We start from the raw sequence: 20,021 nt of genomic DNA on the forward strand, positions 1-20,021 counted from the left end.
GACAACTCACTTCTCACCAGTCGGCCGAACGGGCTGTAGCCCTTCCACGTTCGCTTTGCCCGTAGCGGCCATTGGCGAACATCCATCACCGGATTCTTTGCAATCCCGTCGCAAGTCGTACACTGATAGTGTTACCGCCACACGCGAGATCGGTTGCACGCTGAGAGCCATAGCAAAGCCCGTACCACACCGCTTGCTGAAGCGATTGTGCGACAGGTCAAGAGCAAAACTTGTAGCCTTGCGACATCTTGTTAACTGATCGACCGGGCGCGCACGCAAATCACGCACTTATTGAGAGCGCCCGCACATTTTTGGAGCAGCCATGACCGAGCCCCTGATTCTTGAACCCGTAAAGCCCGCAGACGCCTGCGTTATCTGGCTGCACGGCCTCGGCGCTGACCGCTATGACTTCCTGCCGGTCGCCGAAGCGCTGCAGGAACGCCTGCTGACGACCCGCTTCGTCTTGCCGCAAGCGCCGACCCTGCCCGTCACCATCAATGGCGGTTACGCGATGCCGAGCTGGTACGACATAAAGGCCATGAGCCCGGCGCGGTCGATTGACCGTGAGCAGTTGGAAGCGTCAGCGGATCGCATCATTGAATTGATCGAAAAGGAGCGCGCCAGCGGAATAGACGCTTCGCGGATTTTTCTCGCCGGGTTTTCCCAGGGGGGCGCCGTGGTGCTGCACACCGCTTATATAAAGTGGCAAGGTCCTTTGGGTGGCGTACTTGCCCTCTCCACCTATGCCCCGACCTTTACCGACGAGATGGAGCTTTCCGCCAGTCAGCAGCGCATTCCCGCGCTGTGCCTGCACGGCCAGTTCGATAACGTGGTGCAGAACGCCATGGGCCGCAGTGCTTACGAGCATTTAAACAAACATGGTGTCACCGTGACATGGCAGGAATACCCAATGGAGCACGAAGTGTTACCCGAAGAAATTCGCGACATCGGCGCCTGGCTGAGTGAGCGCCTGCGCTGATTCGGCCGCTTGCCGGACCGCTTTGATCATCCCACTACGCCGCGCCCGTTTCTTGCATTACACTGGCCGGCGTACATTCCTTAACCAATTGATGAGATGACCGTGCTCGAAGCACTCAAGAAAATGTTCGGTAAAAGCGAGGCTGAGCAGCTCGCGCCAGTTCCCAGTGCGCCGTCGCACGCCCCCGGCCCTCGCAGCGATGCGCCCAAGGTTGAACGTCCGGCACCGGTAGCGACGCCCGAGCCCGAGCCGCAACCCGCCATCGCCGCCGAACCGGTCCGCGCCGAAGCAGCGAAACCGGCCAGACCGCGCCGCGAACCGAAGCCCAAGGCACCGGTCATTCCCTGGAAACTCGAAGACTTCGTCGTCGAACCCCAGGAAGGCAAGACCCGCTTCCACGATTTCAAACTCGCGCCAGAACTGATGCACGCCATCCAGGATCTGGGCTTTCCATACTGCACGCCGATCCAGGCGCAGGTGCTGGGTTTCACCCTCGCCGGCAAAGACGCCATCGGCCGCGCGCAGACCGGCACCGGCAAGACCGCCGCGTTCCTGATCTCGATCATCACTCAGTTGTTGCAGACGCCACCGCCGAAAGAACGCTACATGGGCGAACCCCGTGCGCTGATCATCGCGCCGACCCGTGAGCTGGTGGTGCAGATCGCCAAGGACGCTGCCGACCTGACCAAGTACACCGGCCTCAACGTCATGACATTCGTTGGCGGCATGGACTTCGACAAACAGCTCAAGCACCTCGAAGCGCGCCACTGCGACATTCTCGTCGCCACCCCCGGCCGTCTGCTCGACTTCAACCAGCGCGGCGACGTGCACCTGGACATGGTCGAAGTGATGGTGCTGGACGAAGCCGACCGCATGCTCGACATGGGTTTCATCCCGCAAGTGCGGCAGATCATTCGCCAGACCCCGCCGAAAAGCGAACGCCAGACCCTGCTGTTCTCCGCGACCTTCACCGAAGACGTGATGAATCTGGCCAAGCAATGGACCACCGATCCGGCGATCGTCGAAATCGAAATCACCAACGTGGCCAACGAAAACGTCGAGCAGCACATCTATGCGGTGGCCGCGGCTGACAAGTACAAACTGCTCTACAACCTGGTCAACGATAACGGCTGGGAGCGCGTGATCGTCTTCGCCAACCGCAAGGATGAAGTGCGCCGCATCGAAGAACGCCTGGTGCGCGACGGCATCAACGCCGCGCAGCTGTCCGGCGACGTGCCGCAGCACAAGCGCATCAAGACCCTGGAAGGCTTCCGCGAAGGCAAGATCCGCGTGCTGGTGGCCACCGATGTCGCCGGTCGCGGCATCCACATCGACGGCATCAGCCACGTGATCAACTTCACCCTGCCGGAAGTCCCGGACGACTACGTGCACCGCATCGGCCGCACCGGTCGCGCGGGCGCTGACGGCGTGTCGATCAGCTTTGCCGGCGAAGACGACTCCTACCAGTTGCCGTCGATCGAAGAGAAGCTCGGACGCAAGATCAGCTGCGAAACACCGCCGACGCACCTGTTGCGCGCAGTGGAACGCAAGCGTCCGCAGCCGCAGTAAGCGACCTGTAACGCCAAAAGCGCAGCCGGCAACGGACTGCGCTTTTTTTTGTCCGGCGTTTTCAACAGGCGCTTGCGATAGACAACTAAAAGTCCATAATGGACAAATTAGTTTAGATCTAGACCGCGGAGCCTGACATGTCCAGTACACCCTACGTGATCGACCACACCCAGGCCCGCGAGCTGCTGGCGCGCATCGACGCGCCGCAGATCCTGCGCAAGCTGTTCCGCGACCTCGCCGCCGGCCACGCCGTGCAACCGGCGCAGCAATTGGTGGAGTTTCCACAGGGCGCCGGCGACTTCATCAATTATCTGGGGGTGCTGGCCGAGGACGGCGTGTACGGGGTCAAGACCTCGCCCTACATCGTCCGCGAGCAAGGGCCACTGGTGACGGCGTGGACGCTGCTGATGTCGATGCACAGCGGCCAGCCGTTGCTGTTGTGCGATGCCGGCGAGCTGACCACCGCGCGTACCGCCGCGACCACGGCGGTGGCGGTCGATGCCCTCGCCCCGCTGAATGCCACTCGACTGGCGATCATCGGCAGCGGCAAGGTCGCTCAGGCGCATCTGCATTACGTGAAAGGCCTGCGCGACTGGCAGAGCATCAGCGTGTATTCGCCGAGCCTGTCTGAGGATGCGCACACCCAGGCACTGCTGAAAGAAATTTTCCCGGGGCTGAAGATTGCCGACAGCCGCGAAACCGCCCTCGACGATGCGGACGTGATCATGCTCTGCACCTCGTCCGCCGGCCCAGTGATCGACCCCGCAGCGTTGGCCAAACCGGCGCTGATCACCTCGATCAGCACCAACGCGCCACGCGCCCATGAGGTGCCGCCGCAGAGCCTGGGCGACATGCAGGTGTTCTGCGACTATCGTCTGACCACGCCGGGGTCGGCCGGTGAAATGTTGATCGCCAGTGAACAACATGGCTGGAGCAAGGACTTGATCGTCGGCGACCTCGCCGACCTGCTCAGCGAGAAAGTGCCGCGCCCCGGTTACGACCGTCACGTATTTTTCCGTTCAATCGGCCTGGGTCTGGAAGACATTGCGCTGGCCAATGCGGTTTATCACTTGACCAACTAACACCACAAATCCCCTGTGGGAGCGGGCTTGCCCGCGAAGAGGCCGTGTCAGGCAACGTATTGGCCGAATGACACACCGCCTTCGCGAGCAAGCCCGCTCCCACAGGGGATCAGCCTATTTCCCAATATTGCGAGCCACTGGAGATTTACATGAGCCAGGCAGATTTCATCATCATCGGCGGCGGGATTGCCGGCGCTTCCACCGGGTTCTGGCTGTCGCCCCACGCCAAAGTGATCGTGCTCGAACGTGAATCGCATCCGGCCTACCACTCCACCGGGCGCTCTGCCGCGTTGTACTCCGCGGCCTACGGCACGCCGCAGGTGCGAGCATTGACGCTGGCCAGTCGTGAGTTTTTCGACCATCCGCCGAGCGGCTTCTGCGAGCATCCATTGCTCACGCCGCGCGGTGAAATGACCGTGGATTTCAGCGGTGATGCCGCCGAGCTGCACAACCAGTACCTCAGCGCCAAGGCCACGGTGCCGGAGATGCAACTGCTCAGCGCCGATGAAGCCTGCGCCCGTCTGCCGATTTTGCGTCGGGAAAAAGTCCACGGCGCGATCTACGATCCGACCGCCACCGACATCGACACCGACGCGGTACATCAGGGTTACCTGCGCGGTATCCGCCGCAACAACGGCGAAGTGCACACCGATTGCGAGGTGCTGGGCCTGACACGTGACGCCGATGGCCTCTGGCAGGTGCAAACCAACGGCCAGACCTTCAGCGCTCCGGTCATCATCAACGCCGCCGGCGCCTGGGCCGACAAGATCGGCGCACTGGCTGGCGCGCAAGCGCTGGGCCTGCAACCTAAACGCCGCGCGGCGTTCATTTTCGCCGGCCCCGAGGGCGTGGACATTCATCACTGGCCGATGCTGGTCAGCCTCGACGAATCGTTCTACATGAAGCCCGACGCCGGGATGTTCCTCGGCTCGCCGGCCAACGCCGATCCGGTCGAACCCCACGACGTGCAGCCGGAAGAACTGGACATCGCCATGGGCATCTACCAGATCGAAGAGGCCACGACCCTGACCATCCGCCGTCCGACCCGCACCTGGGCCGGACTGCGCAGCTTCGTCGCCGACGGCGATCTGCTCAGCGGTTTCGATCCACAGGTACCGGGGTTGTTCTGGGTCGCGGCTCAGGGCGGTTACGGCATCCAGACTTCACCGGCCATGGGCCAGGCCAGTGCGGCATTGGTGCGTGGGCAGGCGTTGCCTGAACACCTGCGTCAGTTCGGCCTGAGCAGCGCCATGCTCTCCCCCTCACGGCTGCGCTGAAGGCCCCTGCGGATGACGCGCCCAACGGATTGCGGCACACTCGCAGCGCCCCCGTACACGGGGGCGCTGACGCCGCCTGGAGCTCCACAATCATGACCGCCCCCGAATTCGATCCGGCCCTGGATAACTTCCGTGCCATCGCCGACGCCATCGCCACGTTGTTCTTTCCCCACGCCGAAGTGGTGCTGCACGACCTGCGCACGCAGAAGGTCGACTACATCGCCAACAACCTGTCCAAGCGCGAGATCGGTGACGATTCGTCGCTTGAAGACATGCTCAGCGAGGAGGTCAGCGAGCGCAACATCGGCCCGTACGAAAAGCTCAATTGGGACGGCCAGAAGATTCGCAGCCTGAGCACCGTGCTGCGCGACCGCGACGAGCGGCCGCTGGCGGTGCTGTGCATCAACCTGAATATTTCGCTGTTCGAAAATGCCAAGGCGGCGCTGGACCTGTTCCTGTCGCCAAGCAAACTGATCCCGCAGCCGGACTCACTGTTTCGCGATGACTGGCAGGAACGCATCAACACCTTCCTCCACGCCTGGCTGCGCGAGCGGCAGTTGAGCCTGAATCTGCTGACCCGCGATCACAAGCGCGAACTGGTGTTGGCCCTGCACGCCGAAGGCGCGTTCAAGGGCAAGAGTGCCTCGAACTATGTGGCCAATGTGCTGAACATGGGGCGGGCGACGGTGTACAAGCATTTGAAGGAATTGAAGGGCTAGAGATTTTCATCGGTAGTTCCGGCCTCTTCGCGAGCAAGCTCGCTCCCACAGAGATTTGTGAATGCCATAAATCCAATGTGGGAGCGAGCTTGCTCGCGAAAGCGGTAGATCAGTCGCCGTAGATGTCCGACTTGAAGTACTTCTGGGAAATCGTCTGATACTCGCCACTCGCACGAATCCCGTCGATGGCCGTGTTCAACTCGCTGACCAACTCGGTATTGCCCTTGCGCACCGCGATCCCCGCGCCCTCGCCCACGTACTTCGGATCCTTCAGCTCCGGCCCGACAAACGCGTATCCCTTGCCGCGCGGCATCGACAGGAAATCATTCAACGGAATGGTGTCAGCGAAAATCGCGTCGAGCCGCCCGGCCGCCAGGTCCATGTAGATTTCTTCGTTATTGCCGTAGCGTTTGACGTTGATGCCCTTGGGCTCAAACACCTCGGTGGCATAACGGTCGGTGGTGGTGGCGCGCTGCACACCGACGGTCTTGCCCTTGAGGCTGGCGTACTGGTCGTCGACCGTGGCGCCGTCCTTCATCACCAGTCGCGAGGAAGTGAAGTAGTACTTGTGGGTGAAATCCACCGACTTCTTGCGGTCTTCGTTGATGGTCATCGACGACAAGGCCATGTCGATTTTCTTCACTTTCAGCGAAGGAATCAGACCATCGAACTCACCCTCGACCCACACACACTTGACCTTCATCTGCGCGCACAGGGCATTGCCGATGTCGTAGTCGAAACCGACGATCTCGCCCTTGTCGGTCTTCGAGGCGAACGGTGGATAAGCGGCCTCGATGCCGATGCGCAGGGTTTTCTCGGCAGCGAATGAGCTGGTGCACGCCAACAGGCTCAGGGCCAGACCGGTGATCAGGGGGAGTTTCTTCATGTTCGTTTTCTCGCGGGTTGTTGTTGGTTTGGCAAGACAGAAGAAAAGAGCTGGAACGGTTTTTTTGTACTTGTAAATCCATACTGGACTTTAACGTACACATCGTCAATCAGGCAGCAGAGATTGATCCGCCTCGCTATCCGATGCGGTGTCATTCAGTCTGGGGCGATGCTGATGGCCTCTTCGCGAGCAAGCCCGCTCCCACATTGGAAATGCGTTCTCCTGTGGGAGCGGGCTTGCTCGCGAAGACGGACTTGAAGGCGCTGTAAAAACTACTTCTTCCAGCGATCTGCTGCGGCATGATCACTGTCACGCCCTTCCACCCAGCGCGGGCCGTCGCTGGTGGTTTCTTTCTTCCAGAACGGCGCGCGGGTTTTCAGGTAGTCCATGACAAAGGCACAGGCGTCGAACGCCGCCTGCCGATGGGCGCTGGCGGCGCCGACAAACACGATCGGCTCACCCGGTTCCAGAGCGCCGATGCGGTGCAGCACTTCGAGCTTCAGCAGCGGCCAGCGCTGCTCGGCCTCGACCGCGATCTTGCCAAGGGCTTTTTCGGTCATGCCCGGATAATGTTCAAGGAACATCCCGGCCACATCCAGCCCGTCATTGAAGTCGCGCACGTAGCCGACAAAACTCACCACCGCGCCGACACCGACATCCGCCGCGTGCATCGCGTTGACTTCAGCGCCGGGATCGAACGCCGTGGACTGCACCCGAATCGCCATGCCTCAGCCTCCGGTCACAGTGGGGAAAAACGCCACTTCGTCGCCGTCGCTCACCGGCTCGTCGAGCTGACACAGATCTTCGTTGCGTGCGCACATCAGGTTCTGTTCGCTCAACACCTCGGCGCCCTCGCGTTGCGCGAGCAGCGCACGCACATCGTCGACAGTGGCGAAATCGCCTTCGACCGCGACCGAGTCCACACCCAGCGCTTCACGGTAACGGGCGAAAAATTTCACGGTCAGGTTCATGGCTGCTCCGCCTGGAAATGCCCGCTCTTGCCGCCGACCTTCTCCAGCAGACGCACGCTTTCGATGACCATGCCGCGGTCCACCGCTTTGCACATGTCGTAGATGGTCAGCGCGGCGACGCTGGCAGCGGTCAGCGCTTCCATCTCGACGCCGGTCTGCCCGGACAGTTTGCAGCGGGCGACGATGCGCACGCTGTCGTCACCTTCAGCGCTGAGTTCGACCTTGACCCCGGTCAGCATCAGCGGATGGCACAGCGGGATCAGATCGCTGGTTTTCTTCGCTGCCTGAATGCCGGCAATGCGCGCCACGGCAAACACGTCGCCCTTGGGATGGCCGCCGCTGACGATCATCTGCAGGGTTTCAGGAAGCATGCGCACCAGCGCCTGGGCGGTCGCCTCACGGAACGTCACGGCTTTTTCGGTGACGTCGACCATGTTGGCGCGACCTTGGGAATCGAGATGAGTCAGCACGGGATTACTCCTGATCAGGAGCCGGGATTGTAAACCTGTGGGTCAAATTTCCGCATCACTGATTATGAATCCACCACTATCCCCTGTGGGAGCGGGCTTGCTCGCGAAAGCGGTGTATCAGGCACACATTTGGTGGCTGACACACCGCTTTCGCGAGCAAGCCTGCTCCCACATTGGGTGATGTGTTCATCCATAAAAAAACGGGCGGCTGTGAGGCCGCCCGTTTTCTGGTGGAGGGTTACAGATGCGATTCGGCGTATTCGGCCAGAATCGAGCGTGGCACCCCTTGCAGGGTGATGTGCACACCGTTGGGGAAATCCTTGAAGCGTTCGGTCAAGTACGTCAGCCCGGAGCTGGTCGCGGACAGGTAAGGGGTGTCGATCTGTGCCAGGTTGCCCAGGCACACCACTTTGGAACCGGCGCCAGCCCGGGTGATGATGGTTTTCATCTGGTGCGGCGTGAGGTTCTGGCATTCGTCGATCAGGATCAGGCTCTGCTGGAAGCTGCGACCGCGAATGTAGTTGAGCGATTTGAACTGCAACGGCACTTTGCTGAGGATGTAATCGACGCTGCCATGGGTGTTTTCGTCATCCATGTGCAAGGCTTCGAGGTTGTCGGTGATGGCGCCCAGCCAAGGCTCCATTTTTTCCGCTTCGGTGCCCGGCAGGAAGCCGATTTCCTGGTCCAGACCCTGCACGCTGCGGGTTGCGATGATCCGGCGATAGCGCTTGCTGACCATGGTCTGCTCGATGGCCGCAGCCAGCGCCAGGATGGTTTTACCGGAACCGGCGGCGCCCGACAGGTTGACCAGGTGAATGTCCGGATCAAGCAAGGCGTACAACGCCAGGCTCTGGTAGATGTCGCGTGGCTTGAGGCCCCAGGCTTCCTGATGCAGCAGCGGTTCCTGGTGCAGGTCGAGGATCAGCAGCCTGTCTTCCTGGATTTCCTTGATCCAGCCGACAAAGCCTTGTTCGTCAATGATGAACTCGTTGATGTGCACCGCCGGCAGGTTGTCGATCAGCTGTACCTGATGCCAGGTGCGGCCGTGATCCTGACGGGTTTCAACCTTGCTCACGCGGTCCCAGAAGGAGCCGGTCATGTTGTGGTAGCCGTTGGGCAGCAGGGACACGTCATCGACCAGTTGGTCGGTGCTGTAGTCCTCGGCCGCGATCCCGCAGGCGCGCGCCTTGAGGCGCATGTTGATGTCTTTGGTAACCAGCACCACGGCCTTCTTCGGATCACGGGTGTGCAGGTCGATCAGTTGGTTGATGATTTTGTTGTCGTTCAGATGCTCGGGCAGAATCAGGTTCGACTCGGCCTGTTTACTCATCAGAATTGACAGCAAGCCCTTCGGCCCGCCCTTGCCGCGCTGAATCGGCACACCCAGCTCGACGTCCTCGGGGGAGGCATCGCCCAAGGTCTTGTCGATCAGCCGGATCGCCTGGCGGCATTCGGCAGCAACGCTGTGATGACCGCTCTTGAGCTTGTCCAGCTCTTCGAGCACGGTCATCGGGATCGCGACGTGGTGTTCTTCGAAATTCAGCAGGGCATTTGGATCGTGAATCAATACGTTGGTATCGAGTACATAAAGGATTGGCTGGTTGGAAGAAGGGCTACGTCCGTGATCATCCATACTCGGTCACCTTTGTGGGAGCCATTCGACGCAATACCTGGGCGGTGCTGCGCCTCGAAGTGACTGCCGAACTCATCCACGAGGGCCTGGATGAACTGCACACAAAAGGAGTCTTGGAAGACGCCACCTGTGTTGCAGGTTTCGGCGGTCTGTCTTCGTAATACTCCAAAACCCATGACATAAAAAAGCACTTTGACGGTTTTTTTAAGTTTATTTTGCAGAGTGACGAAAAGCCCTTGGCGGACTGTCCAGACCCCGCTAAAGTCGGAAGTCCGCCTGCATCGAATTCTCTAGAAAAATCGCCCCAAGCCCAATGTTTCCGGGCTTTCTCCGTTTGTCAGCGAAACCCGTCCTGACAGTCCTCAAAGCCGATGCCGCTTTGCGCAGTTTGCGTGATCAGCCAAGGCAACGCGGTCTTCACCGCATCCTGCTTCATGTTGAAATTGATCACCCCGTGGCGCCACAGCAGCATCAGGGTCAGCACCCGCTGCGCACTCGGCGCGCCCTTGAGCTTGCCTGCACCGTCCTGGGCATCGATGTCCCACAGCGCCACTTGCAGGCCCTGATTGCGGAAGAAGCTGCCGGCATCACTGCGGCGCTGACCTTCCGGTGGACGGAACAGCGGTACGTAATTCTCCGGCAACTTGTTCTTTACCAGATCGCTGCTGCGGCGCACCGAGTCCTGCCAGTCCTGCCAGTGGCTGTGGGAGCGGAACTCCCAGCCCTGAACACCGACGCATTGCTTCGAGAACTCCGATTGCAGGTTGCTCACCGAGCGATCGGCCAGCCGCGCCTGCACATCCTTGCCCAACAGGAAGAATGTGCCGCTGAGGTTGGATTTGCGCAGGTAGTCGGCGATCCAGTCGGTGTTGTCCGGCTGCAGATTGGCGGCGCTGTCGAAACTCAGCAGAAACAGCCGATCGTGCATCTCGTCGCCGTTGCGCTCGTAGTCGCCAAAGTGATCGACTTCGCTGCTGGTCTGCGGCGACAGCGCGGCCTTGCGCATCAGCTCGTCCAGGTACTGCAGATGAAACAAGCGGCTCGGCTCGGCCCACTTGGTGTAATAGCTGTCATCGCTGACCACAAACTTGGCGGCCTGCTCGCGCAGGGTCGGCAGGTCTTCGACGAGGAAGCAGAACGAGGCGTCCTGATCGCAGCTCTGCTGGGCGAAGTTGTAGTTGGCCAACAGACGTTCCCAGAGCCGCTGACGCAGGCGGCTGATCGCGTCGACGTTGACCGTACGCAATCCCAGACGCTGGGCCAGCGCGGCCTCGTCCAGCGCTTCGGTGCCGAGCAGGCCACGGGCGAACATGAGGATTTCCGCGCGCGAAGCGACGTCGAACAGCGTCGGGCTGCTCAGTTGTTCGGGCCAGGTGCTGCGATCCAGCGTCGCCACATCACCCGGTGCCGCCATGGCCCCGAAGCTCAACAGCCACGCGGTGAATAAAAGAACAATGCGCAAAGGGGTGTCTCCATAACCAAACCCGCGCGGCACTATAGCTGATCCCGCACGATTCCCCTCAGCCACTCCGATTCCCTGTGGGAGGGGGCTTGCTCCCGAATGCGGTGTGTCGTTCAGCAAATATGGCGACTGACACGGCCTCTTCGGGAGCAAGCCCCCTCCCACAGGGAAATGTGGCGAGCCGTCGATCACCTATGGGCTTGATAGCTGGAGTCAACTCGGCCAACCCCCTAGAATCGCCCCCACGATTAAAGGAGACGACTTCATGCTGATGGTGATTTCCCCCGCCAAGACCCTCGATTACGAAACACCGCCGGCGACCCAGCGCTTCACCCAGCCGCAATACCTCGACCATTCCCAGGAGCTGATCCAGCAACTGCGCGAACTGAGTCCGGCACAGATCAGCGAACTGATGCACGTGTCCGACAAGATCGGCGGCCTGAATGCCGCGCGTTTCGGCAGCTGGACGCCCGCCTTCACCCCGGAAAACGCCAAGCAGGCCCTGCTCGCGTTCAAGGGTGACGTGTACACCGGCCTCGATGCGCAATCGTTCAGCGAAGCCCAGTTCGACTATGCGCAAAAGCATCTGCGCATGCTCTCCGGTCTCTATGGCCTGTTGCGTCCGCTGGATTTGATGCAACCGTATCGTCTGGAAATGGGCACCAAACTGGCCAATGCCCGTGGCAAGGATCTGTACGCGTTCTGGGGCACGCGCATCAGCGAATGGCTCAACGAAGCGCTGGCCGAACAAGGCGACGACGTGCTGCTGAACCTGGCATCCAACGAGTATTTCTCGGCAGTCAAGCGCAGTGCCCTGAACGCGCGGATCATCAATACCGAGTTCAAGGATCTGAAGAACGGCCAGTACAAGATCATCAGCTTCTACGCGAAAAAGGCCCGTGGCCTGATGAGCCGTTTCGTGATTCAGGAGCAGATCAACGATCCGGCCGCCCTGAAACAGTTCGATGTGCAGGGTTATCGCTACAGCGCCGAGCAGTCGAAACCGGACAATCTGGTGTTTCTGCGCGACCACGCTCCGGAATAAAGCATGCCCATTGCACGACTCTTTCCATAAAGAGTCGTGCAGCTCGCACGACGTCAAAAATCCCTCGCGACATTTCGCCGTTTTATTGGCGCCATAAAATCGTCCTCCCCAATTCTAATTTTAGTTTCACTCGACAGCCGCACTTTTTTTCAGTAGTGGCACGTAAATTTTTTTACGGTAGTGGCACAAAACTATCTAGCTCGATTACGCACCGATTAACAAAGGCCCAAATCGAAAGTGCTATCAAATTGAGACCAGTGCCATCTTTGTCAATATTTCAAAAAATTTCAGATTTCGCGATGAGTGGGTAGGAACTATGTCCAAATGCATAGCTCATACCACCGGTAACGATTCTCACCGAGTTTGTACGAGATAACTTACGCAGAGCGGAGAACCATGTAACCAAGTTGTCACAGCAACTTGCCTAGATGGTTCACTCATCTGATCAACTAACGATGGATAGGTGAAACGCACCATAAACATCCTCTACACGGCCAAGGCTGCGCCCCTGTAAACGTGCTCGCCTGAGCACCCAACCGCTTGATCTACGGGCCTTACGCCCGACATCAGGTGGACTAGACACCTGCACAAGCATCTTCCGAAAAGAAGATCAGCTGCATAACAGGGCAAGTCATAACAACTAAGGCCTAGTTGCGCACATCTTGAGTGCACTTATTTAGACACTCGGAACTTAGTATGCCTGCACACGGCATTGTGGCGCCTGTATGCCGCACTTTCGAGTGCACTATGACCGCTGAACACCATTAACTCCGGCCATCTAATGGCTTGATAAAACACAGAGGTAATTGCGATGCGCATCAGCATATTTGGTTTGGGTTACGTTGGCGCAGTGTGTGCCGGTTGCCTGTCTGCACGGGGCCACGACGTGGTTGGCGTCGATGTTGCCAAAGACAAGATCGACATGATCAACGCCGGCAAATCGCCGATTGTTGAACCGGGTCTGGGCGAACTGCTGGCGCAAGGTATCGAGACCGGTCGTCTGCGCGGTACGACCAACTTCGCCGAGGCGATTCGTGACACCGACCTGTCGATGATCTGCGTCGGTACGCCGAGCAAGAAGAACGGCGACCTGGAACTGAACTACATCGAAGCGGTATGCCGCGAGATCGGTTTCGTGCTGCGGGAAAAAACCACCCGCCACACCATCGTGGTGCGCAGCACCGTGCTGCCGGGCACCGTCGCCAATGTGGTGATCCCGATCCTCGAAGACTGCTCGGGCAAAAAGGCCGGCGTCGACTTCGGTGTGGCGGTCAACCCGGAGTTCCTGCGTGAATCCACCGCGATCAAGGACTACGACCTGCCACCGATGACCGTCATCGGCGAGTTCGACAAAGCCTCGGGCGACGTTCTGCAATCGCTGTACGAAGAACTCGACGCGCCGATCATCCGCAAGGACATCGCTGTCGCCGAGATGATCAAGTACACCTGCAACGTCTGGCACGCGACCAAGGTCACCTTCGCCAACGAGATCGGCAACATCGCCAAAGCGGTCGGCGTCGATGGTCGTGAAGTGATGGACGTGGTCTGCCAGGACAAGACCCTCAACCTGTCCCAGTACTACATGCGCCCGGGCTTCGCCTTCGGCGGTTCGTGCCTGCCCAAAGACGTGCGCGCCCTGACCTACCGTGCCGGTTCGCTGGACGTCGAAGCACCGCTGCTCAACTCGCTGATGCGCAGCAACGAATCGCAAGTGCAGAACGCCTTCGACATCGTTGAAAGCCACGACAAACGCAAAGTCGCCTTGCTCGGCCTGAGTTTCAAGGCCGGTACCGACGACCTGCGCGAAAGCCCGCTGGTGGAACTGGCCGAGATGCTGATCGGCAAGGGCTACGACCTGAGCATCTACGACAGCAACGTCGAGTACGCCCGTGTTCACGGCGCGAACAAGGACTACATCGAGTCGAAGATCCCACACGTGTCGTCCCTGCTCAATTCGGACTTCGATTCGGTGATCGACAACTCCGACGTGATCATCCTCGGCAACCGCGACGAGAAATTCCGCGCGCTGGCTCAGGAAGCACCGCAAGGCAAACAGGTCATCGACCTGGTCGGCTTCATGGCCAAAGCCACCAACGCCGGTACGCGCACCGAAGGTATCTGCTGGTAAGTCAGCCTTCCGGCCGGGGGATTTGAATCCCCGGCCGGTTCTTCGCCTGCCTTAACCCCATCGGGCCACCCGACAGGCTCGCCCGAGATAGAGACGGATGCAGATTATGCACAGGCTAAAGCACGGCCTACTTCAGGCCGCCGGTTGGCTGTTTTACCTCAGTTTGTTGTTGGGCCTGGCCTTGATGCTGCCCACGTCCACATTCGACTCCGAGTCGAAGGACTTCATTTTCCTGATTGGCGCCGTGGGTATCTGGCGCTACTCGATGGGTGCAACGCACTTTGTGCGCGGCATGATTTTTCTCTACATCGTTTACCCGCACCTGCGCCGCAAAGTGCGCAAGCTGGGTAAAGCGGCGGACCCGTCGCATGTGTTTCTGATGGTCACCAGTTTCCGTATCGACGCGCTGACCACCGCGCAGGTCTACAGCTCGGTGATCCGCGAAGCCATCGACTGCGAACTGCCGACCACCGTGGTCTGCTCGATCGTCGAAATGTCCGATGAGCTGCTGGTGAAAGCGCTGTGGGCGCGGATGAATCCGCCAGAGCGCGTGAAGCTCGACTTCGTGCGTATCCCCGGCACCGGCAAACGTGATGGCCTGGCCTACGGTTTCCGCGCGATCTCCCGTCACCTGCCAGACGACCGCGCCGTCGTGGCGGTGATCGACGGCGACACCGTGCTCGGCGAAGGCACCGTGCGCAAGACCGTGCCGTGGTTCCAGCTGTTCGGCAACGTCGGTGGCCTGACCACCAACGAATTCTGCGAAGTACGTGGCGGCTACATCATGAGCGAATGGCACAAGCTGCGTTTCGCCCAGCGTCACATCAACATGTGCTCGATGGCCCTGTCCAAGCGCGTATTGACCATGACCGGGCGCATGTCGGTGTTCCGCGCCACCGTGGTCACCGATCCGGAGTTCATCGCCGACGTCGAAAGCGACTCGCTGCAACACTGGCGTCTGGGCCGTTTCAAGTTTCTCACCGGCGACGACAAGTCGAGCTGGTTCAGCCTGATGCGCCTGGGTTACGACACCTTTTACGTGCCGGACGCCGCGATCAACACCGTTGAGCACCCGCCGGAAAAGAGCTTCATCAAGGCCAGCCGCAAACTGATGTTCCGCTGGTACGGCAACAACCTGCGCCAGAACTCGCGAGCACTGGGCCTGGGTGTGAAACGCCTCGGCGCTTTCACCTCGGTGGTGCTGTTCGACCAGCGCGTATCGATGTGGACGTCCTTGCTCGGCCTGACCGTGGCGATCATCGCCAGCTTCAAGTACGGCGGCGCGTTCATCCTCGCCTACCTGCTGTGGATCGGCATCACCCGCCTGATTCTGACCTTGCTGCTGTCGTGCTCCGGTCACCGGATCGGCCCGGCTTACCCGGCGATTCTCTATTACAACCAGATCGTCGGTGCGCTGGTGAAGATCTACGTGTTCTTCCGTCTCGACCAGCAATCCTGGACGCGCCAACCCACTTCCCTGACCCGTGATCTCGCCAGCTTTCAACGTTGGTTCAACACCTGGTCGTCTCGGACCATGACCTTCTCCGCCGGCAGCATTTTCGTCGCCGTGCTGCTGATGATGGTCTGACCGCCCCCTTATTGAATTAACAAGGAAATCGCCCCTATGAATACCGCCGTCAACGCCAACGTAGTGCATGAATCCGAAGCCCAGCGTCAGCACGCCCGAGTGAAAATCCCGGCCAAACTGCGCTTTTTCGGCCACGACCGGACGCCGCTCGAAGCGCGGGTCCTCGACCTGTCCGCCGGTGGTCTGGCGTTCAACGCCGGGCAGATGCCGCTGACCGTGGGTGAGGTGCACAAGGCACGCCTGCAATTCGTCATCGACAACCTCGGCCTGGCCATGGACGTCGAGCTGCAGATCCGCTCCTACGACCGCCAGACCGGCCGCGCCGGTTGCCAGTTCCAGAACCTTGAGCCGCAGGACATCTCCACCCTGCGCCACCTGATCACTTCGCACCTGGCCGGCGACATCGTCAGCATGGGTGAAGTGCTGGCGACCCTGCAGCGCGACAACTTCACCAAGGCGCGCAAGGTCAAGGACGGCGGCAGCGGCATGACCCCGTTCGGGCGTCTGAAAGCCGTGACCTTCAGCGCCGGCATCTTCGCCATCGGCCTGGTGGCGTTCGGTTTCGTCTTCAAGTCGGTGTACGGCATGTACTTTGTCAGCCACGCGCAAGCAGGTCTGGTCAGCGTGCCGGGAATGAACATCACCATGCCGCGTGACGGCACCGTGCAGAGCCTGGTCAAGTCCGACGGCGTCGCCGCCAAAGGCGCCCCGCTGGCGACCTTCAGCACCAGCATGCTCGACGTGCTCAAGGGCCATCTGGACGAAGACCAGTTGCAACCGGCCAAAGTTGAAGAACTGTTCGGCAAGCAAATGACCGGCACCCTGACTTCGCCGTGCGATTGCACGGTGGCCCAGCAACTGGTGGCGGACGGTCAGTACGCGAGCAAGGGCGATGTGATCTTCACCCTGGTGCCGCGCAACACCCAGGCCACCGTCGATGCACGCTTCTCCTATCGCCAGTTCGGCGACGTGCGCCCAGGTACGCCTGTGAGCTTCCAGATCGCCGGCGAAGACCAGATCCGCACCGGCAAGATCGTCAGCAGCACCAGCCTGAAAAGCGCCGACCTGTCCTCCGACATCCGCGTGCAGATCCAGCCGGACGAACCGCTGGACAGCAGCTTCGCCGGCCGCCCGGTGGAAGTGAACAGCGACCGTGGCCCGAACCTGAACTGGCTGATCGACAAAGCCATGGCTGCCGGTCTTTAAGTCGAGGACATGCCTGTGACTACTCCACCCATCTCGAGCACACCACAAACCCTGTGGGAGCGAGCTTGCTCGCGAATGCATTCTGACATTCAGCCTCAGTGCCGACTGACACACCGCTTTCGCGAGCAAGCTCGCTCCCACATGGGTTCAGTGTGCGCCTTGGCACTGGCGGTGAGTCTGGCCGGTTGCGCCGGCCTGCCCGACCAGCGTCTGGCCAACGAAGCGCTCAAGCGTGGCGACACCGCCACTGCCGCGCAGAACTACCGCGCACTGGCAGACCTGGGTTACAGCGAAGCGCAAGTCGGCCTCGCCGATATCCAGGTCGACAGCCGCGACCCCGAGCAGATCAAGCAGGCCGAGGCGACCTATCGTGCCGCCGCCGACGTGTCGCCACGGGCCCAGGCCCGCCTCGGTCGCCTGCTGGTAGCCAAACCGGGTTCGACCGAAGCCGAGCACCACGAAGCCGAAAGTCTGCTGAAAAAAGCAGGCGCCAATGGCGAAGGCAATACGTTGATCCCGCTGGCGATGCTCTACCTGCAATACCCGCACAGTTTCCCCAACATCAACGCGCAGCAACAGATCGATCAGTGGCGCAAATCCGGCTACCCGGAAGCGGGTCTGGCGCAGGTGCTGCTGTATCGCACCCAGGGCACTTACGACCAGCATCTGGATGACGTGGAAAAGATCTGCAAAGCCGCGCTCAACACCACCGACATCTGCTACGTCGAACTGGCCACGGTCTATCAGAAACGGGCCCAGCCGGAGCAACAGGCCGAGCTGATCAAGCAGATGCAGGCCGGTTACAGCCGTGGCAGCGTCAGCGCGCAGCGCGTCGATTCGGTGGCCCGTGTGCTGGCCGATTCGACCCTGGGCAAGACCGACGAGAAGACCGCGCAGTCGCTGCTCGAACCGATCGCCCCGGGCTACCCGGCATCGTGGGTGACCCTCGCGCAATTGCTGTACGACTTCCCGGAACTGGGCGATGTCGATCAGATGATGCAGTACCTCGACAACGGCCGCGCCGCCGATCAGCCGCGCGCCGAACTGTTGCTGGGCAAGCTCTACTACGAAGGCAAGCTGGTGCCGGCCGACGCGAAAGTCGCCGAAGAACACTTCCAGAAAGCCGTCGGCCGCGAAGTCGCCGCCGACTACTACCTCGGCCAGATCTATCGCCGTGGTTACCTGGGCAAGGTCTACCCGCAGAAGGCCCTCGACCACCTGCTGACCGCTGCGCGCAATGGCCAGAACAGCGCCGATTTCGCCATTGCCCAACTGTTTTCCCAAGGCAAGGGCACAAAACCCGACCCGCTCAACGCCTATGTCTTCAGCCAATTGGCCAAGGCGCAGAACACTCCGCAAGCCGATGAACTGGCGACCACCCTCGCAGCGCAATTGCCGCCCGAGCGTCTGGCCGAAGCCCAGCGCCTGCTGCAACAGGAACAGGCCAGCCGTGGCGCCCTGAACCAGAACACGCTGCAACTGCACGCCCTGCAAGAAGAAGACGGCGAGGAAGCCCTATGAAGTTGAATCCCTTTGTGAAGGCCGGCATTGGCCTCACGTTCGCGCTGATCTGGTCTTGCCCGACACTGGCCGCAATCACTGAAACCAAGAACTTCGGCCTGGAAGTGAAAATCACCGGCCAGTCCGAAGACGACCGCGACCTCGGCACCGCACCCGGTGGCGACGTCAACGGTGTGGGCCTGGACCTGCGTCCGTGGATCTACGGCGAAAGCGGCGCGTGGAGCGCCTACGCCATGGGTCAGGCCGTGACCTCGACCGACATCATCGAAACCGACACCCTGCAGCAAGCCGACGGTGCCGAAACCACCGACAACAGCGACCGCAAAACCAAGAAAAACTACTTGGCGATGCGCGAATTCTGGGTCGGCTACAGCGGCCTGACGCCGTACCCTGGCGAAATGCTCAAGCTCGGTCGCCAGCGCCTGCGCAATGACGACGGGCAATGGCGCGACACCAACATCGAAGCGCTGAACTGGACCTTTGACACTACCCTGTTGCGCGCCAACGTCGGTGTCGCCGAACGCTTCAGCGAATACCGCACCGACCTCAAAGAGCTGGCGCCAAAAGACAAGGATCGCCTGCACGCCTACGCCGATGCCGCCTACCAGTGGACACCGGGCAACTGGGTCGGCATTCGCGGGCACCACACCCACGATGACGGCAAGCTCGATTACGCCGAACCGGGCGTACCCCGCGACACCCTCGACAAAACCCAGAACGGCGACATCAGCTGGCTCGGCCTGACCGCCGACAGCGACGCCTACAACTGGCGCAACACCAATACCGTCAACTACTGGGGCAGCATCACTGGCATGAGCGGCGACCTCGATTCGGTCAACCCGCTGAACGCCGATGGCAGCCGTCCGGCGCAAGCCAAGCGCAGTGATGACATCAACGGCTGGGCCACCGACCTTGGCGTGCGTCTGCGCCTCGACCCGCAGTGGCAGGTCGGTGCGGCCTACGCCCGCGCCAGCGCCGATTACCAACAGAACGGTCTGGAAAGCAACCGCTCCAACTACACCGGTACCCGCTCGCGCGTGCACCGTTTCGGCGAAGCGTTCCGTGGCGAAATGAACAACATGCAGACCGCGACCCTGTTCGGTTCGTGGATGCTCAACGACCAGTACGACGCCAGCCTGATCTACCACAAGTTCTGGCGCGTGGACGGTAACAAGCCGGTGGGCAGCAACGGCATCAACGCCGTGGAAAACAACACCGACGACGTCACCGGCGCGATCCTCTCCAGCACCTCGCTGCCGCTGCAGGATGGCAACAAGGACCTGGGTCAGGAAATGGACCTGGTGGTGACCAAGTACTTCAAGCAGGGCCTGTTGCCGGCGGCGTTGAGCCAGTCGATCGACGAACCTTCGGCGCTGGTGCGTTTCCGTGGCGGCGTGTTCAAGCCCGGTGATGCCTATGGCAGCCAGGTCGATTCGTACATGCACCGCGCGTTCATCGACGTGATCTGGCGCTTCTGATGCAAAC

General features: G+C 60.6%; 17 protein-coding genes. 11 read left to right on the top strand and 6 right to left on the bottom strand.

What is annotated here, in order from left to right:
• Positions 1–322 precede the first annotated feature (322 nt).
• From NTD85_RS09330 to NTD85_RS09350, 5 genes are all read left to right on the top strand, one after another.
• A complete protein-coding gene (locus tag NTD85_RS09330; RefSeq protein ID WP_262141999.1) occupies positions 323–979 on the top strand; it encodes an alpha/beta hydrolase in 657 nt (218 codons plus the stop codon).
• 96 nt (positions 980–1,075) lie between these two features.
• Complete coding sequence (rhlB, locus tag NTD85_RS09335) at positions 1,076–2,548, top strand: ATP-dependent RNA helicase RhlB (RefSeq protein WP_003221889.1); 1,473 nt, start codon at positions 1,076–1,078, stop codon at positions 2,546–2,548.
• A 137-nt stretch (positions 2,549–2,685) separates the two neighbouring features.
• Entirely contained in the window at positions 2,686–3,630 is a 945-nt protein-coding gene (locus tag NTD85_RS09340; protein WP_262142000.1) for an ornithine cyclodeaminase family protein, read from the top strand.
• Between the two features lie 149 nt (positions 3,631–3,779).
• Positions 3,780–4,907, top strand: a complete 1,128-nt coding sequence (locus NTD85_RS09345) for an NAD(P)/FAD-dependent oxidoreductase (protein ID WP_003221885.1) — start codon at positions 3,780–3,782, stop codon at positions 4,905–4,907.
• A gap of 92 nt (positions 4,908–4,999) precedes the next feature.
• Entirely contained in the window at positions 5,000–5,626 is a 627-nt protein-coding gene (locus tag NTD85_RS09350) for a transcriptional regulator (RefSeq protein ID WP_003221883.1), read from the top strand.
• A 109-nt stretch (positions 5,627–5,735) separates the two neighbouring features.
• Here the strand turns inward: NTD85_RS09350 and NTD85_RS09355 are convergent, their stop codons facing one another.
• The 6 genes from NTD85_RS09355 to NTD85_RS09380 form a co-directional block, all read right to left on the bottom strand.
• Positions 5,736–6,512, bottom strand: a complete 777-nt coding sequence (locus NTD85_RS09355) for an ABC transporter substrate-binding protein (RefSeq protein WP_103521385.1) — start codon at positions 6,510–6,512, stop codon at positions 5,736–5,738.
• A 272-nt stretch (positions 6,513–6,784) separates the two neighbouring features.
• The gene (gene moaE, locus NTD85_RS09360; RefSeq protein WP_262142001.1) at positions 6,785–7,237 is read right to left on the bottom strand and encodes a molybdopterin synthase catalytic subunit MoaE; all 453 of its coding nucleotides are present in this window, start codon (positions 7,235–7,237) and stop codon (positions 6,785–6,787) included.
• Positions 7,238–7,240: 3 nt separating this feature from the next.
• The gene (gene moaD / locus NTD85_RS09365; protein WP_003221876.1) at positions 7,241–7,483 is read right to left on the bottom strand and encodes a molybdopterin converting factor subunit 1; all 243 of its coding nucleotides are present in this window, start codon (positions 7,481–7,483) and stop codon (positions 7,241–7,243) included.
• Positions 7,480–7,953 (bottom strand): cyclic pyranopterin monophosphate synthase MoaC, encoded by a 474-nt coding sequence (moaC, locus tag NTD85_RS09370; protein WP_095138249.1) that lies wholly within the window; start codon positions 7,951–7,953, stop codon positions 7,480–7,482. Before moaC ends, moaD begins: the two co-directional genes overlap by 4 nt.
• A 238-nt stretch (positions 7,954–8,191) precedes the next feature.
• Positions 8,192–9,586: a PhoH family protein gene (locus NTD85_RS09375; protein WP_003221872.1), complete on the bottom strand. Its 1,395-nt coding sequence runs from the start codon at positions 9,584–9,586 to the stop codon at positions 8,192–8,194.
• 337 nt (positions 9,587–9,923) lie between these two features.
• The gene (locus tag NTD85_RS09380; protein ID WP_410017534.1) at positions 9,924–11,000 is read right to left on the bottom strand and encodes a polysaccharide deacetylase family protein; all 1,077 of its coding nucleotides are present in this window, start codon (positions 10,998–11,000) and stop codon (positions 9,924–9,926) included.
• Between the two features lie 313 nt (positions 11,001–11,313).
• Here NTD85_RS09380 and yaaA point away from each other — a divergent pair, with 313 nt between their 5' ends.
• The 6 genes from yaaA to NTD85_RS09410 all read left to right on the top strand — a co-directional run bounded on the left by yaaA (position 11,314) and on the right by NTD85_RS09410 (position 20,014).
• Positions 11,314–12,093, top strand: a complete 780-nt coding sequence (yaaA, locus tag NTD85_RS09385; RefSeq protein ID WP_003221868.1) for a peroxide stress protein YaaA — start codon at positions 11,314–11,316, stop codon at positions 12,091–12,093.
• A gap of 811 nt (positions 12,094–12,904) precedes the next feature.
• Positions 12,905–14,221 carry a nucleotide sugar dehydrogenase gene (locus NTD85_RS09390; RefSeq protein WP_003221866.1) on the top strand — a complete coding sequence of 439 codons (1,317 nt, stop codon included), beginning with the start codon at positions 12,905–12,907 and terminating at the stop codon, positions 14,219–14,221.
• 106 nt (positions 14,222–14,327) lie between these two features.
• Entirely contained in the window at positions 14,328–15,809 is a 1,482-nt protein-coding gene (gene alg8, locus NTD85_RS09395) for a mannuronan synthase (protein ID WP_207198942.1), read from the top strand.
• 36 nt (positions 15,810–15,845) lie between these two features.
• A complete protein-coding gene (locus NTD85_RS09400; RefSeq protein WP_262142002.1) occupies positions 15,846–17,015 on the top strand; it encodes an alginate biosynthesis protein Alg44 in 1,170 nt (389 codons plus the stop codon).
• Between the two features lie 9 nt (positions 17,016–17,024).
• Positions 17,025–18,536 (top strand): alginate biosynthesis TPR repeat lipoprotein AlgK, encoded by a 1,512-nt coding sequence (gene algK / locus NTD85_RS09405; protein WP_410017533.1) that lies wholly within the window; start codon positions 17,025–17,027, stop codon positions 18,534–18,536.
• On the top strand, positions 18,533–20,014 hold the full coding sequence (locus tag NTD85_RS09410) for an alginate export family protein (RefSeq protein WP_003221858.1): 1,482 nt from the start codon (positions 18,533–18,535) through the stop codon (positions 20,012–20,014). Before algK ends, NTD85_RS09410 begins: the two co-directional genes overlap by 4 nt.
• Positions 20,015–20,021: the final 7 nt, after the last annotated feature.

The organism is Pseudomonas sp. 13B_3.2_Bac1 (assembly GCF_025466205.1).
Taxonomy (GTDB): domain Bacteria; phylum Pseudomonadota; class Gammaproteobacteria; order Pseudomonadales; family Pseudomonadaceae; genus Aquipseudomonas; species Aquipseudomonas fluorescens_H.

Excerpts from the sequence above, each read along its gene's own strand:
- NTD85_RS09410 (WP_003221858.1), top strand. The coding sequence starts at position 18,533 with ATGAAGTTGAATCCCTTTGTGAAGGCCGGCATTGGCCTCACGTTCGCG.
- NTD85_RS09400 (WP_262142002.1), top strand. The coding sequence starts at position 15,846 with ATGAATACCGCCGTCAACGCCAACGTAGTGCATGAATCCGAAGCCCAG.
- NTD85_RS09355 (WP_103521385.1), bottom strand. The coding sequence starts at position 6,512 with ATGAAGAAACTCCCCCTGATCACCGGTCTGGCCCTGAGCCTGTTGGCG.
- moaD (WP_003221876.1), bottom strand. The coding sequence starts at position 7,483 with ATGAACCTGACCGTGAAATTTTTCGCCCGTTACCGTGAAGCGCTGGGT.
- yaaA (WP_003221868.1), top strand. The coding sequence starts at position 11,314 with ATGCTGATGGTGATTTCCCCCGCCAAGACCCTCGATTACGAAACACCG.
- moaE (WP_262142001.1), bottom strand. The coding sequence starts at position 7,237 with ATGGCGATTCGGGTGCAGTCCACGGCGTTCGATCCCGGCGCTGAAGTC.
- alg8 (WP_207198942.1), top strand. The coding sequence starts at position 14,328 with ATGCACAGGCTAAAGCACGGCCTACTTCAGGCCGCCGGTTGGCTGTTT.
- algK (WP_410017533.1), top strand. The coding sequence starts at position 17,025 with ATGCCTGTGACTACTCCACCCATCTCGAGCACACCACAAACCCTGTGG.
- NTD85_RS09330 (WP_262141999.1), top strand. The coding sequence starts at position 323 with ATGACCGAGCCCCTGATTCTTGAACCCGTAAAGCCCGCAGACGCCTGC.
- NTD85_RS09345 (WP_003221885.1), top strand. The coding sequence starts at position 3,780 with ATGAGCCAGGCAGATTTCATCATCATCGGCGGCGGGATTGCCGGCGCT.
- NTD85_RS09350 (WP_003221883.1), top strand. The coding sequence starts at position 5,000 with ATGACCGCCCCCGAATTCGATCCGGCCCTGGATAACTTCCGTGCCATC.
- rhlB (WP_003221889.1), top strand. The coding sequence starts at position 1,076 with ATGACCGTGCTCGAAGCACTCAAGAAAATGTTCGGTAAAAGCGAGGCT.
- NTD85_RS09390 (WP_003221866.1), top strand. The coding sequence starts at position 12,905 with ATGCGCATCAGCATATTTGGTTTGGGTTACGTTGGCGCAGTGTGTGCC.
- NTD85_RS09375 (WP_003221872.1), bottom strand. The coding sequence starts at position 9,586 with ATGGATGATCACGGACGTAGCCCTTCTTCCAACCAGCCAATCCTTTAT.
- NTD85_RS09380 (WP_410017534.1), bottom strand. The coding sequence starts at position 11,000 with ATGGCGGCACCGGGTGATGTGGCGACGCTGGATCGCAGCACCTGGCCC.
- NTD85_RS09340 (WP_262142000.1), top strand. The coding sequence starts at position 2,686 with ATGTCCAGTACACCCTACGTGATCGACCACACCCAGGCCCGCGAGCTG.